The organism is Variovorax sp. RA8 (genome assembly GCF_901827175.1).
GTDB lineage: Bacteria > Pseudomonadota > Gammaproteobacteria > Burkholderiales > Burkholderiaceae_C > Variovorax.
This window is the reverse complement of record NZ_LR594662.1, coordinates 5,141,979-5,163,592: the sequence shown is the minus strand read 5'-3', so window position 1 is coordinate 5,163,592 and position 21,614 is coordinate 5,141,979. Positions and strand designations below refer to the sequence as shown.

General features: G+C 66.6%; 24 protein-coding genes and 1 tRNA gene. 15 read left to right on the top strand and 10 right to left on the bottom strand.

The features are described 5' to 3' along the window. Positions 1-575 precede the first annotated feature (575 nt). Together E5P3_RS24370 and greB are read left to right on the top strand one after the other, a co-directional pair. Positions 576-998 (top strand): hypothetical protein, encoded by a 423-nt coding sequence (locus tag E5P3_RS24370; RefSeq protein WP_162588298.1) that lies wholly within the window; start codon positions 576-578, stop codon positions 996-998. A 477-nt stretch (positions 999-1,475) separates the two neighbouring features. Next, on the top strand, positions 1,476-2,048 hold the full coding sequence (gene greB, locus E5P3_RS24365; RefSeq protein WP_162588297.1) for a transcription elongation factor GreB: 573 nt from the start codon (positions 1,476-1,478) through the stop codon (positions 2,046-2,048). 3 nt (positions 2,049-2,051) lie between these two features. On the opposite strand, the gene E5P3_RS24360 is transcribed toward greB, so the two are convergent. From E5P3_RS24360 to E5P3_RS24345, 4 genes are all read right to left on the bottom strand, one after another. Next, positions 2,052-4,307: a RelA/SpoT family protein gene (locus E5P3_RS24360; RefSeq protein WP_162588296.1), complete on the bottom strand. Its 2,256-nt coding sequence runs from the start codon at positions 4,305-4,307 to the stop codon at positions 2,052-2,054. Between the two features lie 93 nt (positions 4,308-4,400). Further along, the gene (gene rpoZ, locus E5P3_RS24355; protein WP_093162973.1) at positions 4,401-4,604 is read right to left on the bottom strand and encodes a DNA-directed RNA polymerase subunit omega; all 204 of its coding nucleotides are present in this window, start codon (positions 4,602-4,604) and stop codon (positions 4,401-4,403) included. A 37-nt stretch (positions 4,605-4,641) separates the two neighbouring features. Beyond that, positions 4,642-5,262: a guanylate kinase gene (gene gmk / locus E5P3_RS24350; RefSeq protein ID WP_162588295.1), complete on the bottom strand. Its 621-nt coding sequence runs from the start codon at positions 5,260-5,262 to the stop codon at positions 4,642-4,644. Between the two features lie 26 nt (positions 5,263-5,288). Then, positions 5,289-6,203, bottom strand: coding sequence for a YicC/YloC family endoribonuclease (locus tag E5P3_RS24345; protein WP_162588294.1), 915 nt, complete (start codon positions 6,201-6,203; stop codon positions 5,289-5,291). Between the two features lie 92 nt (positions 6,204-6,295). On the opposite strand from E5P3_RS24345, the gene E5P3_RS24340 reads away from it, so the two are divergent. From E5P3_RS24340 to E5P3_RS24310, 7 genes are all read left to right on the top strand, one after another. Beyond that, entirely contained in the window at positions 6,296-7,303 is a 1,008-nt protein-coding gene (locus E5P3_RS24340) for a serine/threonine protein kinase (RefSeq protein ID WP_068681569.1), read from the top strand. Positions 7,304-7,340: 37 nt separating this feature from the next. Continuing rightward, positions 7,341-8,255 carry a PP2C family protein-serine/threonine phosphatase gene (locus tag E5P3_RS24335; protein WP_162588293.1) on the top strand — a complete coding sequence of 305 codons (915 nt, stop codon included), beginning with the start codon at positions 7,341-7,343 and terminating at the stop codon, positions 8,253-8,255. A 25-nt stretch (positions 8,256-8,280) separates the two neighbouring features. Further along, on the top strand, positions 8,281-9,009 hold the full coding sequence (rph, locus tag E5P3_RS24330) for a ribonuclease PH (protein ID WP_162588292.1): 729 nt from the start codon (positions 8,281-8,283) through the stop codon (positions 9,007-9,009). 30 nt (positions 9,010-9,039) lie between these two features. After that, positions 9,040-9,639 carry an RdgB/HAM1 family non-canonical purine NTP pyrophosphatase gene (rdgB, locus tag E5P3_RS24325; protein WP_162588291.1) on the top strand — a complete coding sequence of 200 codons (600 nt, stop codon included), beginning with the start codon at positions 9,040-9,042 and terminating at the stop codon, positions 9,637-9,639. Positions 9,640-9,719: 80 nt separating this feature from the next. Beyond that, a complete protein-coding gene (gene hemW / locus E5P3_RS24320; RefSeq protein WP_232073491.1) occupies positions 9,720-10,901 on the top strand; it encodes a radical SAM family heme chaperone HemW in 1,182 nt (393 codons plus the stop codon). A 16-nt stretch (positions 10,902-10,917) separates the two neighbouring features. Continuing rightward, on the top strand, positions 10,918-11,616 hold the full coding sequence (locus tag E5P3_RS24315) for a TetR/AcrR family transcriptional regulator (protein WP_162588289.1): 699 nt from the start codon (positions 10,918-10,920) through the stop codon (positions 11,614-11,616). Between the two features lie 15 nt (positions 11,617-11,631). Continuing rightward, positions 11,632-11,719, top strand: a tRNA-Ser gene (locus tag E5P3_RS24310). Here E5P3_RS24310 and E5P3_RS24305 read toward each other — a convergent pair. Continuing rightward, positions 11,705-12,670: a LysR family transcriptional regulator gene (locus E5P3_RS24305; protein ID WP_162588288.1), complete on the bottom strand. Its 966-nt coding sequence runs from the start codon at positions 12,668-12,670 to the stop codon at positions 11,705-11,707. The genes E5P3_RS24310 and E5P3_RS24305 overlap by 15 nt on opposite strands. A gap of 72 nt (positions 12,671-12,742) precedes the next feature. Here E5P3_RS24305 and E5P3_RS24300 point away from each other — a divergent pair, with 72 nt between their 5' ends. From E5P3_RS24300 to E5P3_RS24280, 5 genes are all read left to right on the top strand, one after another. Then, positions 12,743-13,417 carry an HAD family hydrolase gene (locus tag E5P3_RS24300; RefSeq protein WP_162588287.1) on the top strand — a complete coding sequence of 225 codons (675 nt, stop codon included), beginning with the start codon at positions 12,743-12,745 and terminating at the stop codon, positions 13,415-13,417. A 29-nt stretch (positions 13,418-13,446) separates the two neighbouring features. After that, on the top strand, positions 13,447-14,433 hold the full coding sequence (locus tag E5P3_RS24295) for a tripartite tricarboxylate transporter substrate-binding protein (protein WP_162588286.1): 987 nt from the start codon (positions 13,447-13,449) through the stop codon (positions 14,431-14,433). A gap of 13 nt (positions 14,434-14,446) precedes the next feature. After that, the gene (locus E5P3_RS24290) at positions 14,447-15,592 is read left to right on the top strand and encodes a DSD1 family PLP-dependent enzyme (RefSeq protein ID WP_162588285.1); all 1,146 of its coding nucleotides are present in this window, start codon (positions 14,447-14,449) and stop codon (positions 15,590-15,592) included. 22 nt (positions 15,593-15,614) lie between these two features. Next, positions 15,615-15,998 (top strand): RidA family protein, encoded by a 384-nt coding sequence (locus E5P3_RS24285; protein WP_162589846.1) that lies wholly within the window; start codon positions 15,615-15,617, stop codon positions 15,996-15,998. Positions 15,999-16,351: 353 nt separating this feature from the next. After that, the gene (locus E5P3_RS24280) at positions 16,352-16,573 is read left to right on the top strand and encodes a hypothetical protein (protein WP_162584109.1); all 222 of its coding nucleotides are present in this window, start codon (positions 16,352-16,354) and stop codon (positions 16,571-16,573) included. 70 nt (positions 16,574-16,643) lie between these two features. Here E5P3_RS24280 and E5P3_RS24275 read toward each other — a convergent pair whose 3' ends face one another. Continuing rightward, on the bottom strand, positions 16,644-17,138 hold the full coding sequence (locus E5P3_RS24275) for an Lrp/AsnC family transcriptional regulator (RefSeq protein WP_232073299.1): 495 nt from the start codon (positions 17,136-17,138) through the stop codon (positions 16,644-16,646). Positions 17,139-17,202: 64 nt separating this feature from the next. Here E5P3_RS24275 and ilvB point away from each other — a divergent pair, with 64 nt between their 5' ends. Beyond that, positions 17,203-18,960: a biosynthetic-type acetolactate synthase large subunit gene (ilvB, locus tag E5P3_RS24270; protein WP_162588284.1), complete on the top strand. Its 1,758-nt coding sequence runs from the start codon at positions 17,203-17,205 to the stop codon at positions 18,958-18,960. 215 nt (positions 18,961-19,175) lie between these two features. Here ilvB and E5P3_RS24265 read toward each other — a convergent pair whose 3' ends face one another. From E5P3_RS24265 to ureE, 4 genes are all read right to left on the bottom strand, one after another. Further along, positions 19,176-19,445 (bottom strand): DUF1488 family protein, encoded by a 270-nt coding sequence (locus E5P3_RS24265; protein WP_162588283.1) that lies wholly within the window; start codon positions 19,443-19,445, stop codon positions 19,176-19,178. A 174-nt stretch (positions 19,446-19,619) separates the two neighbouring features. After that, positions 19,620-20,270 (bottom strand): urease accessory protein UreG, encoded by a 651-nt coding sequence (ureG, locus tag E5P3_RS24260; RefSeq protein WP_162588282.1) that lies wholly within the window; start codon positions 20,268-20,270, stop codon positions 19,620-19,622. Between the two features lie 14 nt (positions 20,271-20,284). Continuing rightward, positions 20,285-20,974 (bottom strand): urease accessory protein UreF, encoded by a 690-nt coding sequence (locus E5P3_RS24255; protein ID WP_162588281.1) that lies wholly within the window; start codon positions 20,972-20,974, stop codon positions 20,285-20,287. Beyond that, positions 20,974-21,567: an urease accessory protein UreE gene (ureE, locus tag E5P3_RS24250; RefSeq protein ID WP_162588280.1), complete on the bottom strand. Its 594-nt coding sequence runs from the start codon at positions 21,565-21,567 to the stop codon at positions 20,974-20,976. Before ureE ends, E5P3_RS24255 begins: the two co-directional genes overlap by 1 nt. Positions 21,568-21,614: the final 47 nt, after the last annotated feature.

The following is a 21,614-nucleotide window of genomic DNA, read 5'->3' as shown; positions in this document are numbered from 1 at the left end:
GAAGTGCTAGAGCGCGGCGCCGGCCGAGAGGTTCAAGCGATGATGCGAATGGACCTGTGAACGTCTAGGTGTTCAATCAGTCGTGGGGTAGGGGACGCCAAGTAGCCAGAGCGCCGCGATCAAGACGCAGGAAAGGGCAAAAAACGCGGCCACCCGTGCCCATTCGCTTTTGATCTTCCAGTGAAAATTCCACAAGACCCAGGCTGAAACGACTGGGCAAGCCCAGTACAGGAACATGAAGAACAGTCCGGCATCCGGCACTATTTGGCCTCCAGCGCTTCACGCGCGCGCGCCAAGTTGACCAACAAGACCCGCGGGAGAAGCATGCCCATGCACGCCAGCAAAGAACCTGTATGGGTCAGCCATAGATTCGTTGGTGCGCTCGCTCGCGCAGCCGGCGAGCGGCAGCAGGGCGTTCCAAGGCATTTTCATTTTTCCTCTCTCCAACAAAACCTAACCGGTGCCGAAGCAAGACCTCCCGCCAGACGGACCTTAGCTGTTGATTATCCATCCATGCTTCCTGGATTTTTTGGGTGTCGGCAGACTGCTTCGCTTACCAAACGAAAGAGGAAGTCATGGCAACCAAGCGCAAGACCAAGAAGCGAGAGCTCCTACGCCGCGAGGGGGTGGTCAGCCAGTGGGAAATGGCCTTGTTCGTTCACGCCAGCGACGGCAGGCACCGAATGACTCGCGACGGACGCTACTACCTTCATGCGAAGGGCGCGTTTGCTGAAGCAGTGGGAACCGTGACCGGTTTCGATCTCATGCTTGTTGATGGTGGCGAAGGCCTCAAGGAAGCATCCGCGATCGGCTCCGTCGTTGGGGCCAAAAAAGAGATAACCGCTGTGGTAGATCTCGGTCCCGAAGAATATGCCTTCGCCTCCCGACTGGCGATTTCCGGCTGCCAGTGCCACATGCACATGAGCTTCGACAAGCTGCACTACGGCAGCGGCCTCATCCGGAGCCTCTCGATCAGCACTCACCCGCTGAACGAGTAGGCTTCAGGCGTGACAGGCCGGTATTCGCGCTGCGCGACTTTTGCGCGACTCGTCTCTGCGCCCCTAGGCAAATCGCTGCAACAACCAACCGGGTGGACGCCCTAAGTCGTTGATTTACAATGACATCCTTCGCAGCTGCAGGGCTACGAACCAAGGGGTCGTGGGTTCGAATCCTGCCAGCCGCACCACTTTTTTCCTGTGAATCGACGGCTTAGAGGCTCACCCCTCTAAGCCGTTTTTCTTTGCGTGGTGCCTGGGTGCGTGCAGGTGCTGAAAACCTCCGGCCCGGCAAATACGCCTACCGGCGAAGGACGCAAGCGCTGACGGGCAGGCTACCGACCCTGGTCAATAGAATCAGCGCACCACGAGTGCGGGACTGCCTGCGCCAAGGGCGCGTGGGATTTGAGTTCAGCGGTACTACCATCAAGAAGGCCTGCAACGAGAGTTGCAGGGTCTTTCGCCTTGGAGCTTCTGGCCATGAGCAAGGCATTCACCAAAGAGAACGACGCAGGCGATGACGATGACGGCACCGCCGGCATGCCGCCGCTCCCCGTCGGAGGCAAGAACTACATCACCCCGCAAGGCTATGCGCGGCTGCGCGACGAGTTGCTCGAACTGATGGACGTCGAGCGGCCCAAGGTGGTCGAGGCTGTTCATTGGGCGGCCAAGAATGGAGATCGATCCGAGAACGGCGACTACCTTTATGGGAAGAAGCGCTTGCGCGAGATCGACCGGCGAATCCGCTTCCTGACCAAGCGGCTCGAGGTGGCCGAGGTCACGGACCCCTCGGTGCATCGTGGCCGCGACCAGGTCTTCTTCGGTGCCACCGTTCGCTATGCGGACGAGACCGGCGATGAGCGGGAGGTGACCATCATGGGAATCGATGAAGCCGAAAGCGCGCGCGGGCAGGTGAGCTGGATTTCCCCGATCGCCAGGGTGCTGCTGAAAGCGCGTGAAGGCGATGTGGTCAAGCTCGCGACCCCCGGGGGCGACCACGAGATCGAGGTGCTGTCAGTCAGCTATCCGCCGCCATCGTCCGCGGCGGGCTGAGCCTCAGGGCGCCGGAACGGTTCGCGCCGCAGCGAGCACGGAGGGAGTGCGTCGGGCTGCCCGCAGCACGGCCTCGAGGTGGGTGCGATCGCGCACCGCGATCACGAAGCGCAGGTCGGTGGAGTCCTGCGGCGTCTCGTCGGCCATCTCCACGTGCGTGATGTCCGCCTCGGCATCCGCCAGCGTGGCCGCGACGCGCGCCAGCACGCCCTTGTCGTTGCGCACGGTAATGACGACGCCGGTCTCGAAAGTTCGCACCGGCTCGTCCGCCCATTCGACGGCAAAAAAGCGTTCGCTGTCCTTGTGGCGCAGTCGCTGCCCGACGCCGCAAGCTTCGGTATGCACCACCAGGCCTTCGCCGTGGCCGAGATAGCCCACGATCGGGTCGTCGGGAATGGGCCGGCAGCACAGCGCGAAGCGCACCGAGGAATTCTCGCTGCCGTCCAGCGTGACGGCGCCTTGGGAAACGGCCTCGTGCGCAGTGAAGCGCTCGCGGCTCAGCATCAATGCGTCGGGCTTTTCGCCGCGTTCGGCCAAGAGCGCCATCAGCCGCTTGGCGACGATGGTGGCGATGCGCTTGCCCAACCCGATGTCGGTCAGCAGTTCCGAGCGGGTACGGTTGCCGGTGAAGCGCAGGAGCTTTTCCCAGATCTGCTGGTGCTCCTCGTCATCCTCCGGCAGGTTCCCGAGGCCCTCGGCGCGCAGGGCCTGCGCCAGCAGCTTTTCACCCAGTCCTTCCGACTCGGCGTGCGCGAGGGTCTTGAGGTAGTGGCGAATCTTCGAGCGCGCCCGGCCGGTGCGCACGAAACCCAGCCATGCCGGGTTGGGTGTCGATACGGGTGCGGTGATGACCTCTACGACGTCGCCGTTCTTGAGCTCGGTGCGCAGCGGAACCTGATCGCCGTTGATGCGCGCTGCCGAAGTGTGGTCGCCGATGTTGCTGTGAATGGCATAGGCGAAGTCGACCACCGTCGCGCCGCGCGGCAACGCCAGGATCTGGCTCTTGGGCGTGAAGACGTAGACCGCGTCGGGGAAGAGATCGACCTTGACGTGGTCCCAGAACTCGGCCGCGTCGCGCGTCTCGTCCTGGATGTCGAGCAGGGACTGCAGCCACTTGGTTCCAAGGCGGTCGCCCGTTGCCGTGCTCGGCTCGGCCGCCTTGTAGAGCCAATGGGCCGCCACCCCGGACTCGGCCACCACGTGCATGGCCTCGGTACGCAGCTGGAATTCGACGCTCACGCCGGCCGGCCCCACCAGCGTGGTGTGCAGCGACTGGTAGCCGTTGAGCTTCGCGATGGCGATGTGGTCCTTGAACTTTCCCGGCAGCGGCTTGTACATCTGGTGCAGGATGCCCAGCCCGGTGTAGCAGGCGATCACCGACGGGACGATGAGGCGAAAGCCGTAGATGTCGGTGACCTGCGCGAAGCTCAGGTGTTTTTCTTCCATCTTGCGGTAGATGGAATAGAGCGTCTTTTCGCGGCCCGCGATGCGCACGCTCATGCTGGCTGCGGCGAAGGCGGTTTCCAGTTCCTGCTGCACCTTCTGGATCAGGTCGCGGCGTCGGCCGCGGGCCTTGGCAACGGCCTTCGCGAGGATCGCGTAGCGCCAGGGACGCAGGTGGCGGAAAGACAGGTCCTGCAGTTCGCGGTAGGTCTGGTTGAGCCCGAGCCGATGCGCAATCGGCGCGTAGATGTCGAGGGTCTCGCGTGAGATCCGGGCCCATTTCTCGCGCGGGGCATCTTCGAGCGTCCGCATGTTGTGCGTGCGGTCCGCCAGCTTGACCAGGATGACGCGCACGTCGCGCGCCATCGCCAGCAGCATCTTGCGAAAGGACTCGGCCTGGTTCTCCTCGCGCGTGTTGAAGCGCAGCTTGTCCAGCTTGGTGAGGCCATCGACCAGTTCGGCGACGGGAGCGCCGAAGCGCTCGATCAGCTCCGACTTGGTCACGCCGCAATCCTCGATCGCGTCGTGCAGCAGGGCGGCCATCAGCGCCTGCGCGTCGAGCTTCCATTCCGCACACTGTGCCGCCACTGCGATCGGGTGGGTGATGTAGGGTTCGCCGCTGTTGCGCAGCTGGCCCAGGTGGGCCTCGTCGGCGAACCGGTAGGCACGGCGCACCTGCTCGACGTCCTCGGCGCTCAGGTAGTCGAGGCGATCGGTGAGCGCGGCGAAGCTGGCGGCAGCTGCATTCAGCGCCGCCGGACTCGGCCGGGGCGTGCCCTTGGGGGCACCTGACTGGGACTTGACAACCGCGCTCATGCTTGTCACTTTAGCTTGGCGACTGGCTCGATGTCTTTGGGCAATAAAAAAGCACCGCGTTGCGGTGCTTATTTGTTGCAGGTGTGCGTCAGCTCAGCCGGGGACTTTCTTGAGCATTTCAAGCCCGATCTTGCCTTCGGCGATCTCCCGCAAGGCCGTGACGCCGGGCTTGTTCTTGCTCTCGATCTTCGGCGCGTGACCCTGGCTCAGCATGCGCGCACGGTAGGTGGCGGCCAGCACGAGCTGGAAGCGGTTCGGGATTTGTTGGAGGCAGTCTTCGACGGTGATGCGGGCCATGGGGTCTTTCGGCTTACAGGCGGGGGCCTGATCGGGATCAGGGAATGTTCAGGGCGGCGAAAGTGTCGGCACGCGCGCGGCGCTGTGCGGAATACCGGAGCCGCTGAGCGTGGACGATCGCCTTCAGGTCGAAAAGTGCGCGCTCAAATAACTCGTTGATTATAACGAAGTCGAACTCGTTGGCGCGCGCCATCTCCTCGGCGGCATTGCGCAAACGCAATTCGATCACCTCGGCGCTGTCTTCGCCGCGCCGCTCGAGCCGGGAACGCAGCTCTTCCCAGCTCGGTGGCAGGATGAAGATCATCACTGCGTTGGCAAAGGTCTTGCGGATCTGGATCGCCCCTTGAAAGTCGATCTCCAGGATCACGTCGGCGCCTTGGGCGATGCGGTCCTCGATCGCCTTCTTCGAGGTGCCGTAGCGCTGTCCGTGCACATGGGCCCACTCGACGAAGGCATCGGCCGCGACCATTGCATCGAATTCCGAATGCGGCACAAAGAAGTATTCGCGGCCATGCTTCTCCTGGCCGCGCGGTGCCCGTGTGGTGTGCGACACCGAGGGCTGTACCGCGGAGTCGAGCTCCATCAAGGCCTTGACCAGGCTCGACTTGCCGGCGCCGCTGGGCGCCGCGACCACGAAGATATTGCCGGGGTAATCCATTCGCGCGTTCCCTTCCCTGTTCCCTGTCACTCGATGTTCTGCACTTGCTCGCGCATCTGTTCGACCAGCACCTTCATGTCCACGCCAATGCGGGTGAGCTCCAGCGTCGCAGACTTGGACCCGAGCGTGTTGGCTTCGCGATGCAGCTCCTGGATCAGGAAGTCGAGGCGCTTGCCGATCTCGCCGCCCTTCTTGACCAGCCGCTCGATTTCATCCAGGTGCGAACCCAGGCGCGTGAGTTCTTCCGCGACGTCGATGCGGATCGCGAAGGCCGTGGCTTCGGCCAGGGCGCGGTCCTGGGCGGCCTCCGGCGGCGTGCCGCCGCTCGCCCCCAGGGCTTCCTGCCAACGTTCCAGGAAGCGGTTGCGCTGCTGCTCGACCAGTTGGGGAACCAGCGGCAGCGCCTGCGCCACAAGGGCGCGCAGCTGGGCCAGGTGGTCCTGCAGCATCCTGGCCAGCCGTGCGCCCTCGCGCTCGCGTGCGGTCATCAGGCCCTTGAGCGTCTTCGTCGCCAGCTCGGAAAGCTCCGGGCCCCAATCGCTCCGGGCGGTGGTGTCGCCGGCCGCCAGGCGCAACACGTCGGCCACGCTGAGTTCGCGCGCGGCGGGCAGCCAGGCGCGGATGCTGTCCTGCAGGCCGTTGAGCCGTTGCAGCAGCTTGGTCGAGGGCTCGCCGATGCCCGCTGCGGCGCCGCTCTCGATGGCCGCGCGCAATTCGACCTTGCCGCGCTTGAGCTGGCCGGTCAGCAGCTCGCGCAGCATGGGCTCGTGCTGGCGCAGCTCTTCGGGCAGCTTGAATGTGAGGTCGAGAAAACGGCTGTTGACCGAGCGGATCTCGACTCCGAGCCGGCCCGCGCCGGCGGTTCGCGGCTCGGCTTCCGGGTGACCGCTGCCCGCGGCGGTCTGGCCGCTGGCATAGCCGGTCATGCTGTAAACTGGCATCGCGCCTCGCTCTTGAATTGGTGTGCACGCCCCGAGACAACGGCACCACCTTCGCTTGCCGCACTCCCGCCTTCGGGCGAAACTCCCGGATTATGTCAAAGGTCAAACCTTCGCCCTTGTTGCCTGACACGGTCATTGGCGGCTATCGCGTCGTGCGCCGCATCTCGGCAGGCGGGTTCGGGGTGGTCTACCTTGCTGTCGACCACAGTGGCCAGCAAGTGGCAATCAAGGAATACCTCCCGTCCTCGCTGGCCACCCGCGGCACCGGCGAACTCGCGCCCCAGGTGCCACCCGAGAAACTATCGCTTTACCGCCTGGGGCTCAAGAGCTTTTTCGAGGAAGGGCGTTCGCTCGCGCAGATCTCGCATGCCTCGGTGGTCAGCGTGCTCAACTTCTTCCGCGAGAACGAGACCGTCTACATGGTCATGAATTACTTGGAGGGGGCCACCCTGCAGGACTTCATCGTGACGGCGCGCGACCTCAAGAAGCAGAAGGTCTTTCGCGAATCCACCATCCGCTCGCTGTTCGACGAGATCCTGCGCGGCTTGCGAATCGTGCATCAGCACAAGATGCTCCATCTGGACATCAAGCCTGCCAACATCTTCGTGACCGATGACGACCGCGCCGTGATGATCGACTTCGGCGCCGCGCGCGAGGTGTTGTCCAAGGAGGGCAACTTCATCCGGCCGATGTACACCCCCGGCTTCGCGGCGCCCGAGATGTACCGCCGCGATTCCTCGATGGGCCCCTGGACCGACATCTACGCCATCGGCGCGTGCATCTATGCCTGCATGCAGGGCTACCCGCCCAACGACGCGCCGCAGCGCATCGAGAAGGATCGGCTCGGCCTGTCGCTCTCGCGACTGCGTGGCATCTATTCGGACAACCTGATCGAGGTGGTCGAGTGGTGCATGTCGCTCGACCCGCTGTCGCGCCCGCAATCGGTCTTTGCGCTGCAGAAGGAACTCAGCCGCGAGGGCGAGCGCCGCTACACCAAGCTCACGGTGAGCGAGAAGGTGCGGCTGTCGATCGATAACATGCGCTCCTTCGAAAAGAAGGGCCTGCCCAAAGCGGCGGCTCCGACCACGCGTCCGGCATGATGACCCCCCACGTTGTTTACTCCGCCAGGCGGCCGCTGTGAAATTTTCCGTCTTCCAGGTCAGCCGCAAGGGCGGCCGTCTCAAGAACGAAGACCGCATGGGCTATTGCTACACGCGGGAATCGGGCCTGTTCGTGCTGGCCGATGGCATGGGTGGGCACCCTGAGGGCGAGGTAGCCGCCCAGATGGCGCTGCAGACCATTGCGGCGCTGTACCAGCGCGAGGCGCGGCCGATGGTGAAGGATGTGAAGGCCTTCCTCACGGCTTCGTTGATGGCTGCGCACCAGCAGATCATGCGCTACGCGGGCAACAAGGGCATGCTCGACACGCCCCGCACAACCGTGGTGGCGGCGGTCCTGCAAGGCACGACCGCGACCTGGATCCATTGCGGAGACTCCCGGCTCTACGTGATTCGCGACGGCGAGCTGCTGACGCGCACGCGCGATCACTCCCACGCCGAGCGGCCGCGCACCGGCGGGACCACGGGTGCCGAGGTCGTCAACCGCAACCTGCTGCTGACATGCCTGGGGTCGCCGACCACGCCCTTGTTCGACATCTCTGCCCCGCTGCAACTGCAGCGGGGCGACCGCATCATGCTGTGCTCCGACGGCCTGTGGAGCGTGCTGGACGAGAGCCTGATCGTGCGCACGCTGTCTTCCGGCAAGCCGGTTTCCGACGCTGCACCCGATCTCGCCGAAATGGCCTTGCGCAACGGCGGTTCCCACAGCGACAACGTTACGCTGATCGCGCTCGAATGGGAAACGCCGGATGCGACGGGCCAGACCCGGGGCGTATCCACCGACAGCATCAGCGATGGCGTCTTCGCCTCCACCATCCAGGCGGGTATGCCCTCCGACAGCGAGCTCGACGATCTCGACGATGACGCCATCGAGCGTTCGATCGCCGAGATCAACGAAGCCATCAAGCGCTCCTCCGCCGCACGCAAGCCCTGATCCGTTCTCTTTTTCCTGGGTTGACATGACAGTTTTCGTACGAAGCGGCGACCGTGCCGCTGACCAGCTGCGTCCCGTGCGTATCACGCGCGGTTTCACCATCCATGCCGAGGGTTCGGTGCTGATCGAGTTCGGCCAGACGCGCGTGCTCTGCACCGCCTCGGTCGAGGAAAAGGTGCCGCCGCACAAGCGCGGCAGCGGCGAGGGCTGGGTCACGGCCGAGTACGGCATGCTCCCGCGCGCCACCCACACCCGCAGCGATCGCGAGGCCGCGCGCGGCAAGCAGAGTGGCCGTACGCAGGAGATCCAGCGCCTCATCGGCCGCTCGATGCGCGCCGTCTTCGACCTCGCCGCCCTCGGCGAGCGCACCATCCATCTCGACTGCGACGTGCTCCAGGCCGACGGCGGCACTCGCACCGCGGCCATCACCGGCGCCTTCGTGGCGGCGCAGGATGCAGTCACCAAACTGCTGGCGGCCGGCACTCTCGCGGCCTCGCCGATCCGGGGCCACGTCGCTGCGGTGTCCGTCGGCATCGTGCAAGGCACGCCGCTGCTCGATCTCGAGTACATCGAAGATGCCGCCTGCGACACCGACATGAACGTGGTGATGACCGGCGCCGGGCATTTCGTGGAAGTGCAGGGCACGGCCGAAGGGGCCGCCTTCTCGCGCGACGAGATGAATGCGTTGCTGCTGCTCGCCGAGAAGGGCATCGCCGAGCTGACCGCGCTGCAGGCGCGGGCGCTGGCCTTCTGATCGGGCGACGGCGCGATCCGCGGGTTGCCGATGAAACTGGTCCTCGCCTCCAACAACGCCGGCAAGCTCGCCGAGCTGCAGCAGCTGTTCGCGCCGCTCGGTGTCGAGCTCGTGCGCCAGGCTGAGCTGGGCGTCGGCGAGGCCGAGGAGCCCTTCGTCACCTTTGTCGAAAACGCGCTGGCCAAGGCGCGGCACGCAGCGGCGGCCACCGGCCTGCCGGCAATTGCCGACGATGCGGGCCTTTGCGTCGAGGCTTTCGGCGGGCTGCCCGGCGTGGCCACCGCCTACTACGCCACGCGCTTCGGCTACGAGAAGGGCGACGCCAACAACGTTCGCGCGCTGCTCGAGCAAATGGCCGGCATGGAGGACCGCCGCGCCGCGCTCGTCAGCACGCTCGTGGCACTGCGCAGCCCCGAGGACCCCGAGCCGCTGATTGCCATTGGCCGCGCGTCGGGCCAGATCACGCGCGAGCCGATCGGCGAGAACGGCTTCGGCTTCGACCCCGTGATGTGGCTGCCGCAACTCGGCAAGACCTTCGCCCAGCTGCCGCCCGAGCTGAAGAACGCCTACAGCCATCGCGGCCAGGCGGCGCGCGCCATGCTGGCCCTGATGCGGGAGCGCTGGCTGTGAGCCTTCCCATTCCGATCGCCGACGAGCGCGCGCAGGCGCGCAGTGGCGATGCGGAGCGGGCGAACGACGTACTGCACTGGATGCGTCCCGGCCCCCTGCAGCTGTCGGCGCTGCCGCCGCTCTCGCTCTACGTCCACCTGCCCTGGTGCCTGCGCAAGTGCCCCTACTGCGACTTCAACTCGCACGAGTGGCGTGGCGATGCCGGCGAGACGGCGCTGCCAGAGCAGCGCTACCTGGACGCGCTGATCGCCGATCTCGACGCGGCCCTGCCGCTGGTGTGGGGCCGCAGCGTGCACAGCATCTTCATCGGCGGCGGCACCCCCAGCCTGTTCTCGCCGGCCGCGATCGACCGCCTGCTGGGCGACCTGCGGGCCCGGCTCAAGCTGGCGCCCGAGTGCGAGATCACGCTGGAGGCCAATCCCGGTACCTTCGAGCGCGACCGCTTCCGCGACTACCGCGCCGCCGGCGTTACCCGCCTGTCGGTGGGCGTGCAGAGCTTCAACGATGCGCATCTGGAGGCGCTCGGCCGGGTGCATGACCGCGCCCAGGCCATCGCGGCGGTCGAGGAGGCGGCGCAGGCCTTCGACACCTTCAACCTGGACCTCATGTACGCGCTGCCGGGCCAGACGCCCGACGAGCTCGACGCCGACCTGACCCAGGCGCTCGCGCTCGCGCCGCCGCATCTTTCCGTCTACCACCTCACGATCGAGCCCAACACCTACTTCGCCAAGTTCCCGCCGAGCGTGCCGGAGGACGACGTCGCCTACGCGATGCTCGACCGCATCAGCGAGCGCACCGCGCAGCGCGGGCTGGAACGCTACGAGATCTCCGCGTACGCGCGTGCCGGCCACCGGTGCGCGCACAACCTCAACTACTGGCAATTCGGCGACTACCTCGGCATCGGCGCCGGCGCGCACAGCAAGCTGAGCTTTGCGCATCGCATCGTGCGGCAGGTCCGCTTCCGCGAGCCACGCCTCTACATGGAGAACGCGCTCGCCGCCCGCGCGGTCGCGCAGAGCGAGGAGGTCGGCATCGCCGAGCTGCCCTTCGAATTCATGCTCAATGCCCTGCGCCTGAAGGACGGCTTCACGCTGGCGCAGTTCGGCGAACGCACGGGGCTGGCCGTCACCGCCATCCAGCGCGGGCTCGAAGAGGCCGAGCGCAAGGGTCTGATCGAACGGGACCTCGCCCGCGTCTGGCCCACCGCCCGCGGCCTGGACTTCCTGAGTGACCTGCAGGCCATCTTCCTTCCCGAGAGCTGAGACCACCAGCGCTGCCATGCCGACCCGAAACTTGCCGGAAGAAGAAGTCATCAAGCGTCGTTCCCGCGGACGGCCCAGCCCCGAACAGGCGGCCGCGCTGCGCGAAGCCTTCCTTGGCGCTGCGTTGAAATCCTTTCTCGAGCACGGCTACGCCGCCACCAGCATCGAGGCCATCGCGCGCGATGCCGGCGTCGCCAAGATCACCATCTACCGCCAGTTCGAGAACAAGGAGGCCTTGTTCCGCGAGGTCGTGCACCGCGCGGTGAGCAGCGCCCGTGAGACGATGCAGTCCACGCTCGTGCGCTCCGACGCTGACGAAAGACAGGTGCTGCTCGACCTCGTCGAGCGCATGTACCTGGGCGCCACCGAGCCCCAGACCCTCGCCCTGCTGCGCCTGGTGATCGCCGAGGCCGTGCGCTTTCCGGAGCTCGCGAAATCGCTCTACGCCGAGAACAGCTATGTGCTCGCCCCGGTGGTCGAATACCTGGCCGAGGCGAATCGTGGCGGCAAGCTGCACGTGCCCGATCCCGAACTGGCCGCGGTGCAGCTGTCGACGCTGGCCTTCGGCGGGGTGCGCTTCTTCATCTCCAAGCCGCTGGCCGGCCCCGAGGAGCGCCGCGCTTGGGCCGAAGGCGTGGTGGACCTGGTGCTGCGCGGCTGGCTGCCCGCGCCCGCCGCTGTCGAGCGCGACGGGCCGGGCGAAGCCAGCGGCTAAAATTGCCGGCTGCCCGGAGAGTTGGGTGAGTGGTTTAAACCAGCAGTCTTGAAAACTGCCGACGGGCAACCGTCCGTGAGTTCGAATCTCACACTCTCCGCCAGAATGGGGCCGCCTGCCCTCGACCAGCCAAAGTCGGTGTGGCGGCCGCACCAGGGGGCTGCCCCGCCGCTTCGACCAGGAAGCTGACCAGGGCCTGCACTCGCGCGCTGCGTCCCTTACGCGTGGGTACGAGCACCACCACGGGAGCGGCGCCAAACTCCCAATCTGCCATCACCCGCTCGAGGCGCCCGGCGGCCAGCGCCTCTGCCGCGTCCCATTGAGAGCGCAGCACGATCCCCAGCCCATCCTCGGCCCACTGGCGGGCCACGCTGCCGTCGTTGGTGACGAATGCCGGATTGATGCGCAGCGTCTCGCTCCTGCGGGCGCTGCTGCCCGCAGGCCGCATGTGCCACAGCGTCACGTCCTCGTCGTTCTCGCGGATGCAGATGCAGGCGTGGTAGGCCAGGTCCGCCGGGTTGCGGGGCATGCCGTGCTCACGCAGGTACGCCGGGCTTGCGCACAGCCACCGCTCGTTGGAAGCGAGCGTATGGCCCACCCACGACGAGTCGCGCACCGAGCCCACATGCACCACGGCGTCGGAATCATGCTTGTCGGGCCACGGGGTTTCGCGCAAGTCGAGTTGCAGCCGAAGGGCTGGATGCAGGCGAGAGAAACGAGACAGCAACGGCGCGACCTGCGTGCGGCCATAGCCGAAGGATGCGGCCACTCGCAGCGTTCCGGTCAGGCGCCGGTCGTCGCGCTGCAGGGATTCGCGCAGGCCATCGAACTTCAGCAGAAGCTCATAGGCCTCCCGTCCGAATCGTTCGCCTTCCGACGTCAGGTGCAGCTTGCGCGACGTGCGGTTGGCCAGTACCAGGCCCAGTGAGGCCTCGAGTTTGCGCAATCGCATCGACAGCGCGGGCGGTGTGACACCGAGCGAGCGCGCGGCAGCGCTGAGCGAGCTCTCGCGCAACAGCGCAGCAGCCAGGCGGAGGTCTTCTATCTGCATCATTCAGCAAAGCTTAACTATTGATGACTCAAGAGTGAAGCACGAAGACCCTTTGGCCCGCCTAAAGTGATCGCCATGCAAAACACTTCGACTCCCATCCTGAAAGCCGGGCGTTATCCCGGGGCCGTGCTGTTCGACCTGCTCACTGCGCTGCTCGATTCGTGGACCGTCTGGAACGCGGCCGCGGGCTCCGAGCATCTGGGCCGTGCCTGGCGCGCCGAATACCTGCGGCTCACTTACGGCTGCGGCGCTTACGTGCCCTACGAAGATCTGGTACGGCAAGCCGCCGCGACTGTCGGGTTGCCCGCCAGCGCGCCGCAGTCGTTGGACGAGCATTGGGATGAACTGCCCGCCTGGAGCGGCGCTAGCGAACTGCTGCAGGCGCTCAAGCCCCACTGCAAGCTGGCCGTGGTGACCAACTGCTCACGACGCCTTGGCCACCGCGCCGCCGAACGCTTGGGAATCGGCTGGGATGCGGTCGTGACCTCCGAGGAGGCGGGCTTCTACAAGCCCGATCCGAGACCCTACCGGCTTGCCTTGGAGCGATTGGACGTGCAGCCGGCCGAGGCGGCATTCGTTGCCGGTTCCGGCTACGACATGTTCGGCACAGCCAGCGTCGGCCTGCGCACCTACTGGCACAACCGCGTCGGGCTGGCTCGGCCCGAAGGCGCGCCCTTGGCCGAGGTCGAAGCGCCCACGCTCGATGGCGTGCTGCCATGGCTGCGTGGCTTCCAACCGGCCGCATCCTGATTCAACCCCACCACCTCCAGGAGCTGTTCATGATCCGCTTCCTTCGCCTGGCCGCTGGCCTTGCCGCCCTCTGTGCCAGCTTGTTTGCCGCGCCCGGCGCCATCGCCCAGGCATTTCCGGCCCGCCCGGTCACCCTGATCGTTCCTTTCCCGGCCGGTGGTCCGAGCGACGCATTGGCCCGCGCCGTCGCGCAGAAGATGGCCGGCCCCCTGGGCCAGCCCATCGTCATCGAGAACCTCGGCGGCGCCAATGGGGTCATCGGCTTGACCAAGGCCACCAAGGCCGCCGCTGATGGCTACACCATCTCGTTCGGGGGTATCGGTACGCACGTCGCCAATATCGCCCTCTACAAGAAGCTGGCCTATGACCCCGCCGCCGATTTCGCGCCCATCGGTCCCGCAGGCGCAGCACCGATGCTGCTGCTGGCCCGCGCGGACCTGCCGGCCAGCAACCTGCGTGAGTTCGGCGCCTGGCTGGCTAAGAACAAGGACAAGGCCTCCTACGGCAGCGCCGGTGTAGGGTCCATATCGCACTACGGCTGTGTGCTGTTGCTGTCTTCCATGGCCCGGAACGTCACCCACGTGCCCTACAAGGGCGTCGCGCCCGCGGTCAACGACCTGATGGGTGGCCAGACCGATTTCATGTGCGATCAGACCACCACCGCACTGCCGCAGATCGCAGGTGGGCGCATCAAGGCCATCGCGGTACTGTCCGGTGCGCGCCTGAAGCAGCTGCCTCATGTCGGCACCGCGACGGAAGCGGGTCATCCCCTGGATGTGCGTTCCTGGAACGCCTTCTTCGCTCCACGTGGCACGCCGCAGCCCGTGCTCGCGACGTTGACGAGCGCGTTGCAGCAGGCGGTCGCCGATCCGGCTCTGCGCAAGCAGATGGAGGGCTTGGGCGTCGAGCTGCCCGCACCTGCCGATGCAACGCCCGCAGCCGTCGCCGCGCTCATTGCGCGTGGCATCCGCGACGACGTGCCGGCCCTCAAGGCCAAGGGCGAATACCTGGACTGACTTGAGCAAGCTTATGCAGAACAACCCAAGAAATCTCGCCAACATCGACACGCCGGCAGCCATCGTGTCGCTGCAGCGCATGCAACGGAACATCACCCGCATGCAGCAGCGGGCCAACGCACTGGGCGTGCGCTTTCGCCCGCACGTGAAGACCAGCAAATGCGCCAATGTGGTCGCCGCCCAGCTCGACGCCGGCGCGGCGGGCATCACGGTGTCGACGCTGAAAGAGGCCGATGAGTTCTTCGGCCGAGGCGTGAGCGACATCCTCTATGCCGTCGGCATGGCGCCGCACCGCCTCCCGCATGCGCTGGACCTGCGCCAGCGCGGCTGTGCGCTGCAGATCCTGACCGACAGCGTCGAGGGCGCACGGGCCATCGCCGAATATGGCCGCGAGCATGGCCACGTCTTCGAGGTGCTCATCGAAATCGACACCGATGGCCACCGCTCCGGCATCAAGCCAGCCGAGGACGTCCTCCTCGAGGTGGGCCGCGTGCTGCACGAGGGCGGCATGCGCCTGGCCGGCGTGCTGACGCATGCCGGCTCCAGCTATGAACTGCGCACGCCAGAGGCCCTTGCCGCCCTTGCCGAGCAGGAACGCGCCGGCTGCGTCCTGGCCGCGGAACGCCTGCGCGCGGCGGGCCTGCAGTGCCCCATCGTGTCGGTCGGATCCACGCCCACCGCGTTGCAAGCGGCGTCGCTCGAGGGCGTCACCGAACTGCGTGCCGGGGTCTATGTATTCTTCGACCTCGTGATGCGCAACGTGGGCGTCTGCAGCACCGAAGACATCGCGCTGAGCGTGCTCACCACGGTCATTGGACACCAGGCGGACAAGGGCTGGGCCATCGTCGATGCCGGCTGGATGGCCATGAGCCGCGACCTGGGCACGGCCAAGCAGGAGCGCGACTACGGCTATGGCCAGGTATGCACCGTAGACGGGGTGCCGCTAGACGGCTACCTGCTTTCGGCAGCCAACCAGGAGCACGGCATCCTGTCGCGAGAGGGCTCGGCGGACGCGGACATCGTGGCGCGCTTCCCGGCCGGGACCCGGCTGCGGATACTGCCCAACCATGCCTGCGCCACCGGCGCGCAGTTTCCCGCCTACGAGGCGCTGGCCGCGGATGGCACCGTGCAGCCCTGGGAGCGTTTCCATGGCTGGTGAAGACCCGGCCCAACCGAAGCGCATGTCCGGCCCCGTCCATGTCACGGTGCCTGCGCTTGTCAGGCCAGGGGGGCACTACAGCCATGCTGCCGTGGGCGGCGGCCTGGTGTTCATCGCCGGGCAGTTGCCAATCACGCCGGGTGGCGAGCGCCTGATCAATGCGGGTTTCGAAAAGCAGGTGGTCCAGACGCTGGCGAACGTGCAGGCTGCCCTGCTGGCGGCAGGTTCGGGCATCGACCGGCTGCTGCAGGTCCGGGTCTATCTCGACGACATCGCCAACTGGCCGGCGTTCGACAAGTTGTATGGGCGATGGGCCGGACCCTCCCGTCCTGCGAGGGCGGTCGTGCCGACCGGGCCGCTGCACTTCGGATTCAAGGTCGAGGTGGAGGCCACGGCTCTGGCGTGACCTTCGCCGGCTGGCCATCCAGGGCCGCCAAGCACCGCCGATCCATCTTCGCGATCGGGAACCTTGGGGCAGGTCCGGAACCCAACCCACCATCCCTTCTCCAAGGTCGACCACCGACCTTCTTGCCCTGGCTGGCAACAGCCAGGGCTTTTTCGTTACAGGGCGCTCGTGCCGTGGCGGCGCACCTTAAAGAGATTGTCGGCAGCAGGCCTATTGACTGGCGCGCCGGCCAGGGGCATGCACATAATGCGCCGCGGCCGTGCCGGGACCGCCTCTCCTTTACGCGATGAAAAGCCTGCGGCGCCACGACGCAGAGCCAGGGTTTCCGTTTCTCCGGCGCAAGGACGACCACGATGAGTTCATTGCAGAAGTTGCTGCCGGCCTGCGAGCCGGCGCGCAGCGAAGCCTTGGCCTTGCTCGCCAAGGCGCATCACCTCCCGCGGCACCTGGTCAAGGGCATAGCAGGGCGCGGCCTGGCCGCGGTCGGTATGCCGCAGCACCCGCATCAACAACAACACCAGCAGGAACCCGCTCAAGGTCCGCAGTCGCCGGAAGCGCCGCTCCAGCCCAGTTGATCCCCGCATCTCTCATGGCGCACCGGGCCGCATTCTCCGAATGCGGTGCGGCGCCAGCGTGTGCCGACCTTCAGATCAGGGGCGCGCTGGCTTCCTTCAGCACGCGCAGCACGAAGTGCGACTGGCTGTGGCGGATGCCGGGAATCTTGTAGAGCCTCTCGCGCAGCAGCCGCTCGTAGTCGCGAGTGTCGCGCACCGCGATGCGGATGTAGTAGTCGTAGTCGCCTGACACCAGGTAGGCCTCCTGGATCTCCGGGATGCTGGCCAACACGCGGCCGAACTCGTACAGCGTCTCGTCGCTGTGGCTCTCCAGCGTGAGCTGCACGATCACGGAGTCCTGGTAGCCCAGCTTGGCCGCATCGACATCCACCGTGTAGCGCTTGATCACGCCGCTGGCCTCCAGCTTCTTGATGCGGCTCCAGCAACTGGTGGCCGCCAGGCCGACCTCGGCCCCGATCTCCTGCAGCGTCTTGCGGGAGTCGTGCAGCAGCACGCGCAGGATCGCCAGGTCGATCTTGTCAAAAAGTTCTTCGTTATTTCCTGTCTTTTTGCGATTGATATTCAAGCGAACCGCCGAATGATTCCAATAAACGAAGCACATTCTGCAGCAAAGGCTGAAGAATCGACGCATGCAAAACCTTGTTCCCATGCCGGCGCTTCTCTCGTTGCGCAACGGCGCCCAGGCGCTGCTCCAGACGCTGGTCGAGTGCGGTGTCGACACGATCTTCGGCTACCCTGGCGGCGCGGCGCTGCCCCTCTATGACGCACTCTTCGGCGAGCCGCGGCTGCGCCATGTGCTGGTGCGGCACGAGCAGGCCGCCGTGCATGCGGCGGAGGGTTATGCGCGCAGCACCGGCCGGGTCGGCGTTGTGCTTGTCACTTCGGGCCCAGGCGTCGGCAACACGATGACCGGACTGCTCGACGCGATCAGCGATTCGGTGCCGATCCTGTGCATCAGCGGCCAGGTCGCGACGGCGGTGATCGGCACCGATGCCTTCCAGGAAAGCGATGCGCTGGGCATGTCGCGGCCGGTGACCAAATGGAACCATCAGCTGCGCACGGCGGACGAGATCCCGTCCCGCATCCGCCTCGCGCTGGAAATCGCCGCCGGTGGCCGGCCGGGGCCGGTGCTGCTCGATGTGCCCAAGGATGTGCAGCAGGCGCTGCTCGGCCACGACGCCGTCGACGCCGCGACGGCGCGTCGGTACCGCAGCGGCGCCGATGCCCGGCTGCCGCGAGCCAGCCTGGCGCGCGCGGCCGACCTGCTGTCCACCGCGCGCCGGCCGGTGCTCTACGGCGGCGGCGGCCTGGTCAACGCCGGGCCGGCCGCCTGCGAGGCTTTCACGACGCTGGCGCGCCGCCTCGACGCGCCCTGCACACTGACGCTGATGGGCCTGGGCGCCTTCCCGGCCTCCGACCCGCGCTTCCTCGGCATGCTGGGGATGCACGGCACGCTGCAGGCCAACCTGGCCATGCACGAAGCCGACCTGGTGCTCTGCGTCGGCGCCCGCTTCGACGACCGCGTGACCGGCAAGCTGGCCGAGTTCTGCCCGCAGGCGCGCAAGATCCACATCGACATCGATCCAGCGAGCATCGACAAGGTGGTCAAGGTCGACGTGCCGATGGTCGGCAACTGCGGCGCGGTGCTGGACGCGCTGCTCGGCATGCCCGCGCTCGACGAGTTGGCGCCCGGGCGCCTCGCGCCCTGGTGGCGGCGCATCGAGGGCTGGCGCGCGCGGCGCTGCCTGGATTTCGCGCCGCGTCCCGACACCATCCTGCCGCAACATCTGATGGTCTCACTGCAACAGGCGCTCTCGGGCCGCGATGCCATCGTCTCCACCGATGTGGGCCAGCACCAGATGTGGGCCGCGCAATACCTGCGCTTCGAGCGTCCCCGCCGCTGGCTGACCTCGGGCGGCGCCGGCACCATGGGCTACGGCTTGCCCGCCGCGATCGGCGCGCAGATCGCGCACCCCGGGGCGCTCACGGTCTGCGTGAGCGGCGACGCGTCGGTGCTGATGAACATCCAGGAGCTCTCCACCGCTGTGCAGCATCGTGCGCCGGTCAAGCTGGTGCTCTGCAACAACGGCTACATGGGGATGGTGCGCCAGTGGCAGGAGCTCAACCACGGCAACCGGCTGAGCCACAGCTGGAACGAGGCGCTGCCCGACTTCGTCGCGCTGGCCCGGGCCTTCGGCTGGGGGGCGCGGCGTGTGGCCGATCCGGCCGAGCTGCCCGATGCACTGGCCGAATGCCTGGCCTGCCCTGGTCCTTTCTTCCTCGACGTGCAAGTGGCGGCGCAGGAGAACTGCTTTCCGATGATTCCGGCGGGGCAGGGCCACCACCGCGTGATGCTGGACAAGGACACCTGGTACGAAGAGGCGTGAGGCCGCCTCAGTGCGAGAGCGCATGCGCGATCGGTCGGGGCGCCTCGATGTCGTGATGCGATGCGTATCCCTCGCGCTCGGGATCGCCTCGGTCGAGGCAGTCCACATATTCGGCCAGCGACGGCGTGTGCATCGAGACCGCCAGGTGGGCATGCCCACCCAGAAGCCGAGCCCCTTCGGCGCAGATGGTGCGCTAGCAGAGTTCCACGGCCAGGCTAGTACCCGCTTGCCTGGAAATCCGTGCTTCGCAGCCAGATCTCCGCCCGCGGGTTCTCGCGGTAGCGGGCCGTCGCCAGCGCGTCGATGGAATCGGCGTTGCGGTCATAGGTGCGCACCAGTTCCGATTCGCTGTAGGGCGCGTGGAAGCGGGCGTGCAGCGCTTCTTCGTCGATCCTGGCGATGATGCGGGCCCCGTCGTACCCGTCGGGGTAGATGGCGAACTGGACGCTGCCAGCTGCGGGAAGGAAGATTGCTTCGGAGGCCATAGGAACTTTGGTATTCGTTATGGCAGTATCGGATCTTCCCTCCCAGCAAAAAATACGCCAGACGGTCTATATAGCCAACAGACTGTGACGTATTTCACATTCGCCTGCTTTGGCTTGAGCCGAGGAATCGCGGGGGCCCCTTCCGCGGGCGAGCTGAAAGACGGCCGCCCCGTTTCAGTGCTCGGCCAGCATCCCGCGTTCCTCGATGAAGGAGATGACCGCCGCAAGCCCGTCGTTCGTCTTGAGGTTGGTCATCACGAAGGGCCGCTGCTTGCGCATACGCCTGGTGTCGGCCTCCATCACGCCGAGGTCGGCGCCCACGTAGGGCGCGAGGTCGGTCTTGTTGATCACGAACAGGTCGCTCTTGGTGATGCCGGGACCGCCCTTGCGCGGGATCTTCTCGCCGGCCGCGACGTCGATCACGTAGATCGTGAGGTCGCTGAGCTCGGGGCTGAAGGTGGCGGCGAGGTTGTCGCCGCCGCTTTCGACGAAGACCACATCCGCATCGGGAAACTCGGCCAGCATGCGGTCGATGGCCTCGAGGTTGATCGAGGCGTCCTCGCGGATCGCCGTGTGCGGGCAGCCGCCGGTTTCCACGCCCATGATGCGCTCGGCCGGCAGCGCACCGGCCACCGTCAGCAGGCGCTGGTCTTCCTTGGTGTAGATGTCGTTGGTGATGGCGATCAGGTCGTACTTGTCGCGCATCGCCTTGCAGAGCATCTCCAGCAGGGTGGTCTTGCCGGAGCCGACCGGGCCGCCGATGCCCACGCGCAGGGGCGGCAGTCTCTTGGTGCGGTAGGGGATGTGGTGCAGGGCGGAGCTCATGGTGTGGGTTCGGATCAGCTTCGGAAAAGGCGTGAGTACTGCGTTTCGTGGCGCGCCGACAGCACGGCGAGCATGGGAGAGAAGGCCTGGCGCTCATCATCCGCCAGCGCGAGGGCCCGGTCCACTGCCGCGGGAATCTCGGCGGCCAGGCGGCCGAGGATGCGCTGGCCCGCACTCTGGCCCAGCGGCACCGCCTTGACTGCGGCAGCCGCCATGTTCTCGGCCCAGCCGAAGGCGAAGGCCAGGCAGGCGTCGCGCACCGGCGCTTCGGTGCGGCCGGCCGCGAAGGCGAAGGCGATCGGGTAGCTTGCGGGCAAGGTGTCGAAGACCTCGGCGGCATCGGCGTGCCGCAGCTTGAGCCATTCGACGAACGAACGGCCCATCTGCTCGGTCTGCAGCCGGAACTCGGCCGTTTCGCGGGTCTGGAACACCCAGTCGTTGAGATCGCGGATGCGTGCGAGCTCGCCGTTGCGCCAGGCGCCGATGGCCTGGGCGACGACGGCCAGGTCGCTGCGCGCCAGGCTCAGGTGGAGCTGGTCTGCCAGCCAGTCGGACGCGGTTTCCTCGTTGCCGATGCCGCCCCATTCGATCGCTGCTTCCAGGCCTTCCGAATAGGAGAACCCGCCGACGGGCAGGGCCGGCGAGGCCAGCCAGATCAGCTGCAGGAGGCTGGCCGCGGGCAGTGAGCCCGGCGCGTCAGCCATCAATGCGAGTGGCCGTGGCCATGCGCGTGGTCGTGCGAATGGCCGTGGTGATCGTGGTCGTGGTCGTTTGCGGGCGCCGCGGCGTAGGCGTCCGGATGCAGCACCGGGCCCACGGGCGCGGCACCGTGCGAGTGGCCCTGCGCCCCATAGGCGCCGCCCTCGGGTTCGAAGGCCTCCTCGGCCTCGCGCACGATCAGGTGCATCGATCGCAGCATGCCGGCCAGCACGTGGTCGGGCTCGATTTTCAAATGGTCGGGCTTGAGCTCGATGGGCACATGCCGGTTGCCCAGGTGGTAGGCCGCGCGCATGAGGTCGAAGGGCGTGCCGTGCTCGCTGCAATGCGTGATGACCAGCACCGGCTGCTTCGCCGCGATCACCTTGATGAGCGAGCCGTCCTCCGCCACGAGCACATCGCTGCCGCGCACCAGCGTGCCGCGCGGCAGGAACACGCCGAGCTGGCGGCCTTGCGAGTCGGTGGTGTCGAAGCGGCTTTTCTGGCGCACGTCCCAGTCGAGTTCGATGGTGGCGGCGCGCTTGAGCAGCACCGGCGCGAGGCCGCCGCCCTGGGGCATGAGTTTGTTGGCTGTGAGCATGTCAACTGGTGAAGAATTCGTGCTGAGACCACTGAGACAATGGTGCC

What these genes read in the sequence shown, in the direction of transcription:
- rpoZ (WP_093162973.1), bottom strand. Translation starts at nt 4,604, where the DNA reads ATGGCCCGCATCACCGTCGAAGACTGCCTCCAACAAATCCCGAACCGC.
- E5P3_RS24295 (WP_162588286.1), top strand. Translation starts at nt 13,447, where the DNA reads ATGATCCGCTTCCTTCGCCTGGCCGCTGGCCTTGCCGCCCTCTGTGCC.
- E5P3_RS24345 (WP_162588294.1), bottom strand. Translation starts at nt 6,203, where the DNA reads ATGCCAGTTTACAGCATGACCGGCTATGCCAGCGGCCAGACCGCCGCG.
- E5P3_RS24285 (WP_162589846.1), top strand. Translation starts at nt 15,615, where the DNA reads ATGTCCGGCCCCGTCCATGTCACGGTGCCTGCGCTTGTCAGGCCAGGG.
- ureG (WP_162588282.1), bottom strand. Translation starts at nt 20,270, where the DNA reads ATGAGCTCCGCCCTGCACCACATCCCCTACCGCACCAAGAGACTGCCG.
- E5P3_RS24340 (WP_068681569.1), top strand. Translation starts at nt 6,296, where the DNA reads ATGTCAAAGGTCAAACCTTCGCCCTTGTTGCCTGACACGGTCATTGGC.
- E5P3_RS24255 (WP_162588281.1), bottom strand. Translation starts at nt 20,974, where the DNA reads ATGGCTGACGCGCCGGGCTCACTGCCCGCGGCCAGCCTCCTGCAGCTG.
- greB (WP_162588297.1), top strand. Translation starts at nt 1,476, where the DNA reads ATGAGCAAGGCATTCACCAAAGAGAACGACGCAGGCGATGACGATGAC.
- rdgB (WP_162588291.1), top strand. Translation starts at nt 9,040, where the DNA reads ATGAAACTGGTCCTCGCCTCCAACAACGCCGGCAAGCTCGCCGAGCTG.
- gmk (WP_162588295.1), bottom strand. Translation starts at nt 5,262, where the DNA reads ATGGATTACCCCGGCAATATCTTCGTGGTCGCGGCGCCCAGCGGCGCC.
- ureE (WP_162588280.1), bottom strand. Translation starts at nt 21,567, where the DNA reads ATGCTCACAGCCAACAAACTCATGCCCCAGGGCGGCGGCCTCGCGCCG.
- E5P3_RS24265 (WP_162588283.1), bottom strand. Translation starts at nt 19,445, where the DNA reads ATGGCCTCCGAAGCAATCTTCCTTCCCGCAGCTGGCAGCGTCCAGTTC.
- E5P3_RS24315 (WP_162588289.1), top strand. Translation starts at nt 10,918, where the DNA reads ATGCCGACCCGAAACTTGCCGGAAGAAGAAGTCATCAAGCGTCGTTCC.
- rph (WP_162588292.1), top strand. Translation starts at nt 8,281, where the DNA reads ATGACAGTTTTCGTACGAAGCGGCGACCGTGCCGCTGACCAGCTGCGT.
- E5P3_RS24290 (WP_162588285.1), top strand. Translation starts at nt 14,447, where the DNA reads ATGCAGAACAACCCAAGAAATCTCGCCAACATCGACACGCCGGCAGCC.
- hemW (WP_232073491.1), top strand. Translation starts at nt 9,720, where the DNA reads ATGCGTCCCGGCCCCCTGCAGCTGTCGGCGCTGCCGCCGCTCTCGCTC.
- E5P3_RS24305 (WP_162588288.1), bottom strand. Translation starts at nt 12,670, where the DNA reads ATGATGCAGATAGAAGACCTCCGCCTGGCTGCTGCGCTGTTGCGCGAG.
- E5P3_RS24360 (WP_162588296.1), bottom strand. Translation starts at nt 4,307, where the DNA reads ATGAGCGCGGTTGTCAAGTCCCAGTCAGGTGCCCCCAAGGGCACGCCC.
- E5P3_RS24280 (WP_162584109.1), top strand. Translation starts at nt 16,352, where the DNA reads ATGAGTTCATTGCAGAAGTTGCTGCCGGCCTGCGAGCCGGCGCGCAGC.
- E5P3_RS24370 (WP_162588298.1), top strand. Translation starts at nt 576, where the DNA reads ATGGCAACCAAGCGCAAGACCAAGAAGCGAGAGCTCCTACGCCGCGAG.
- E5P3_RS24300 (WP_162588287.1), top strand. Translation starts at nt 12,743, where the DNA reads ATGCAAAACACTTCGACTCCCATCCTGAAAGCCGGGCGTTATCCCGGG.
- ilvB (WP_162588284.1), top strand. Translation starts at nt 17,203, where the DNA reads ATGCAAAACCTTGTTCCCATGCCGGCGCTTCTCTCGTTGCGCAACGGC.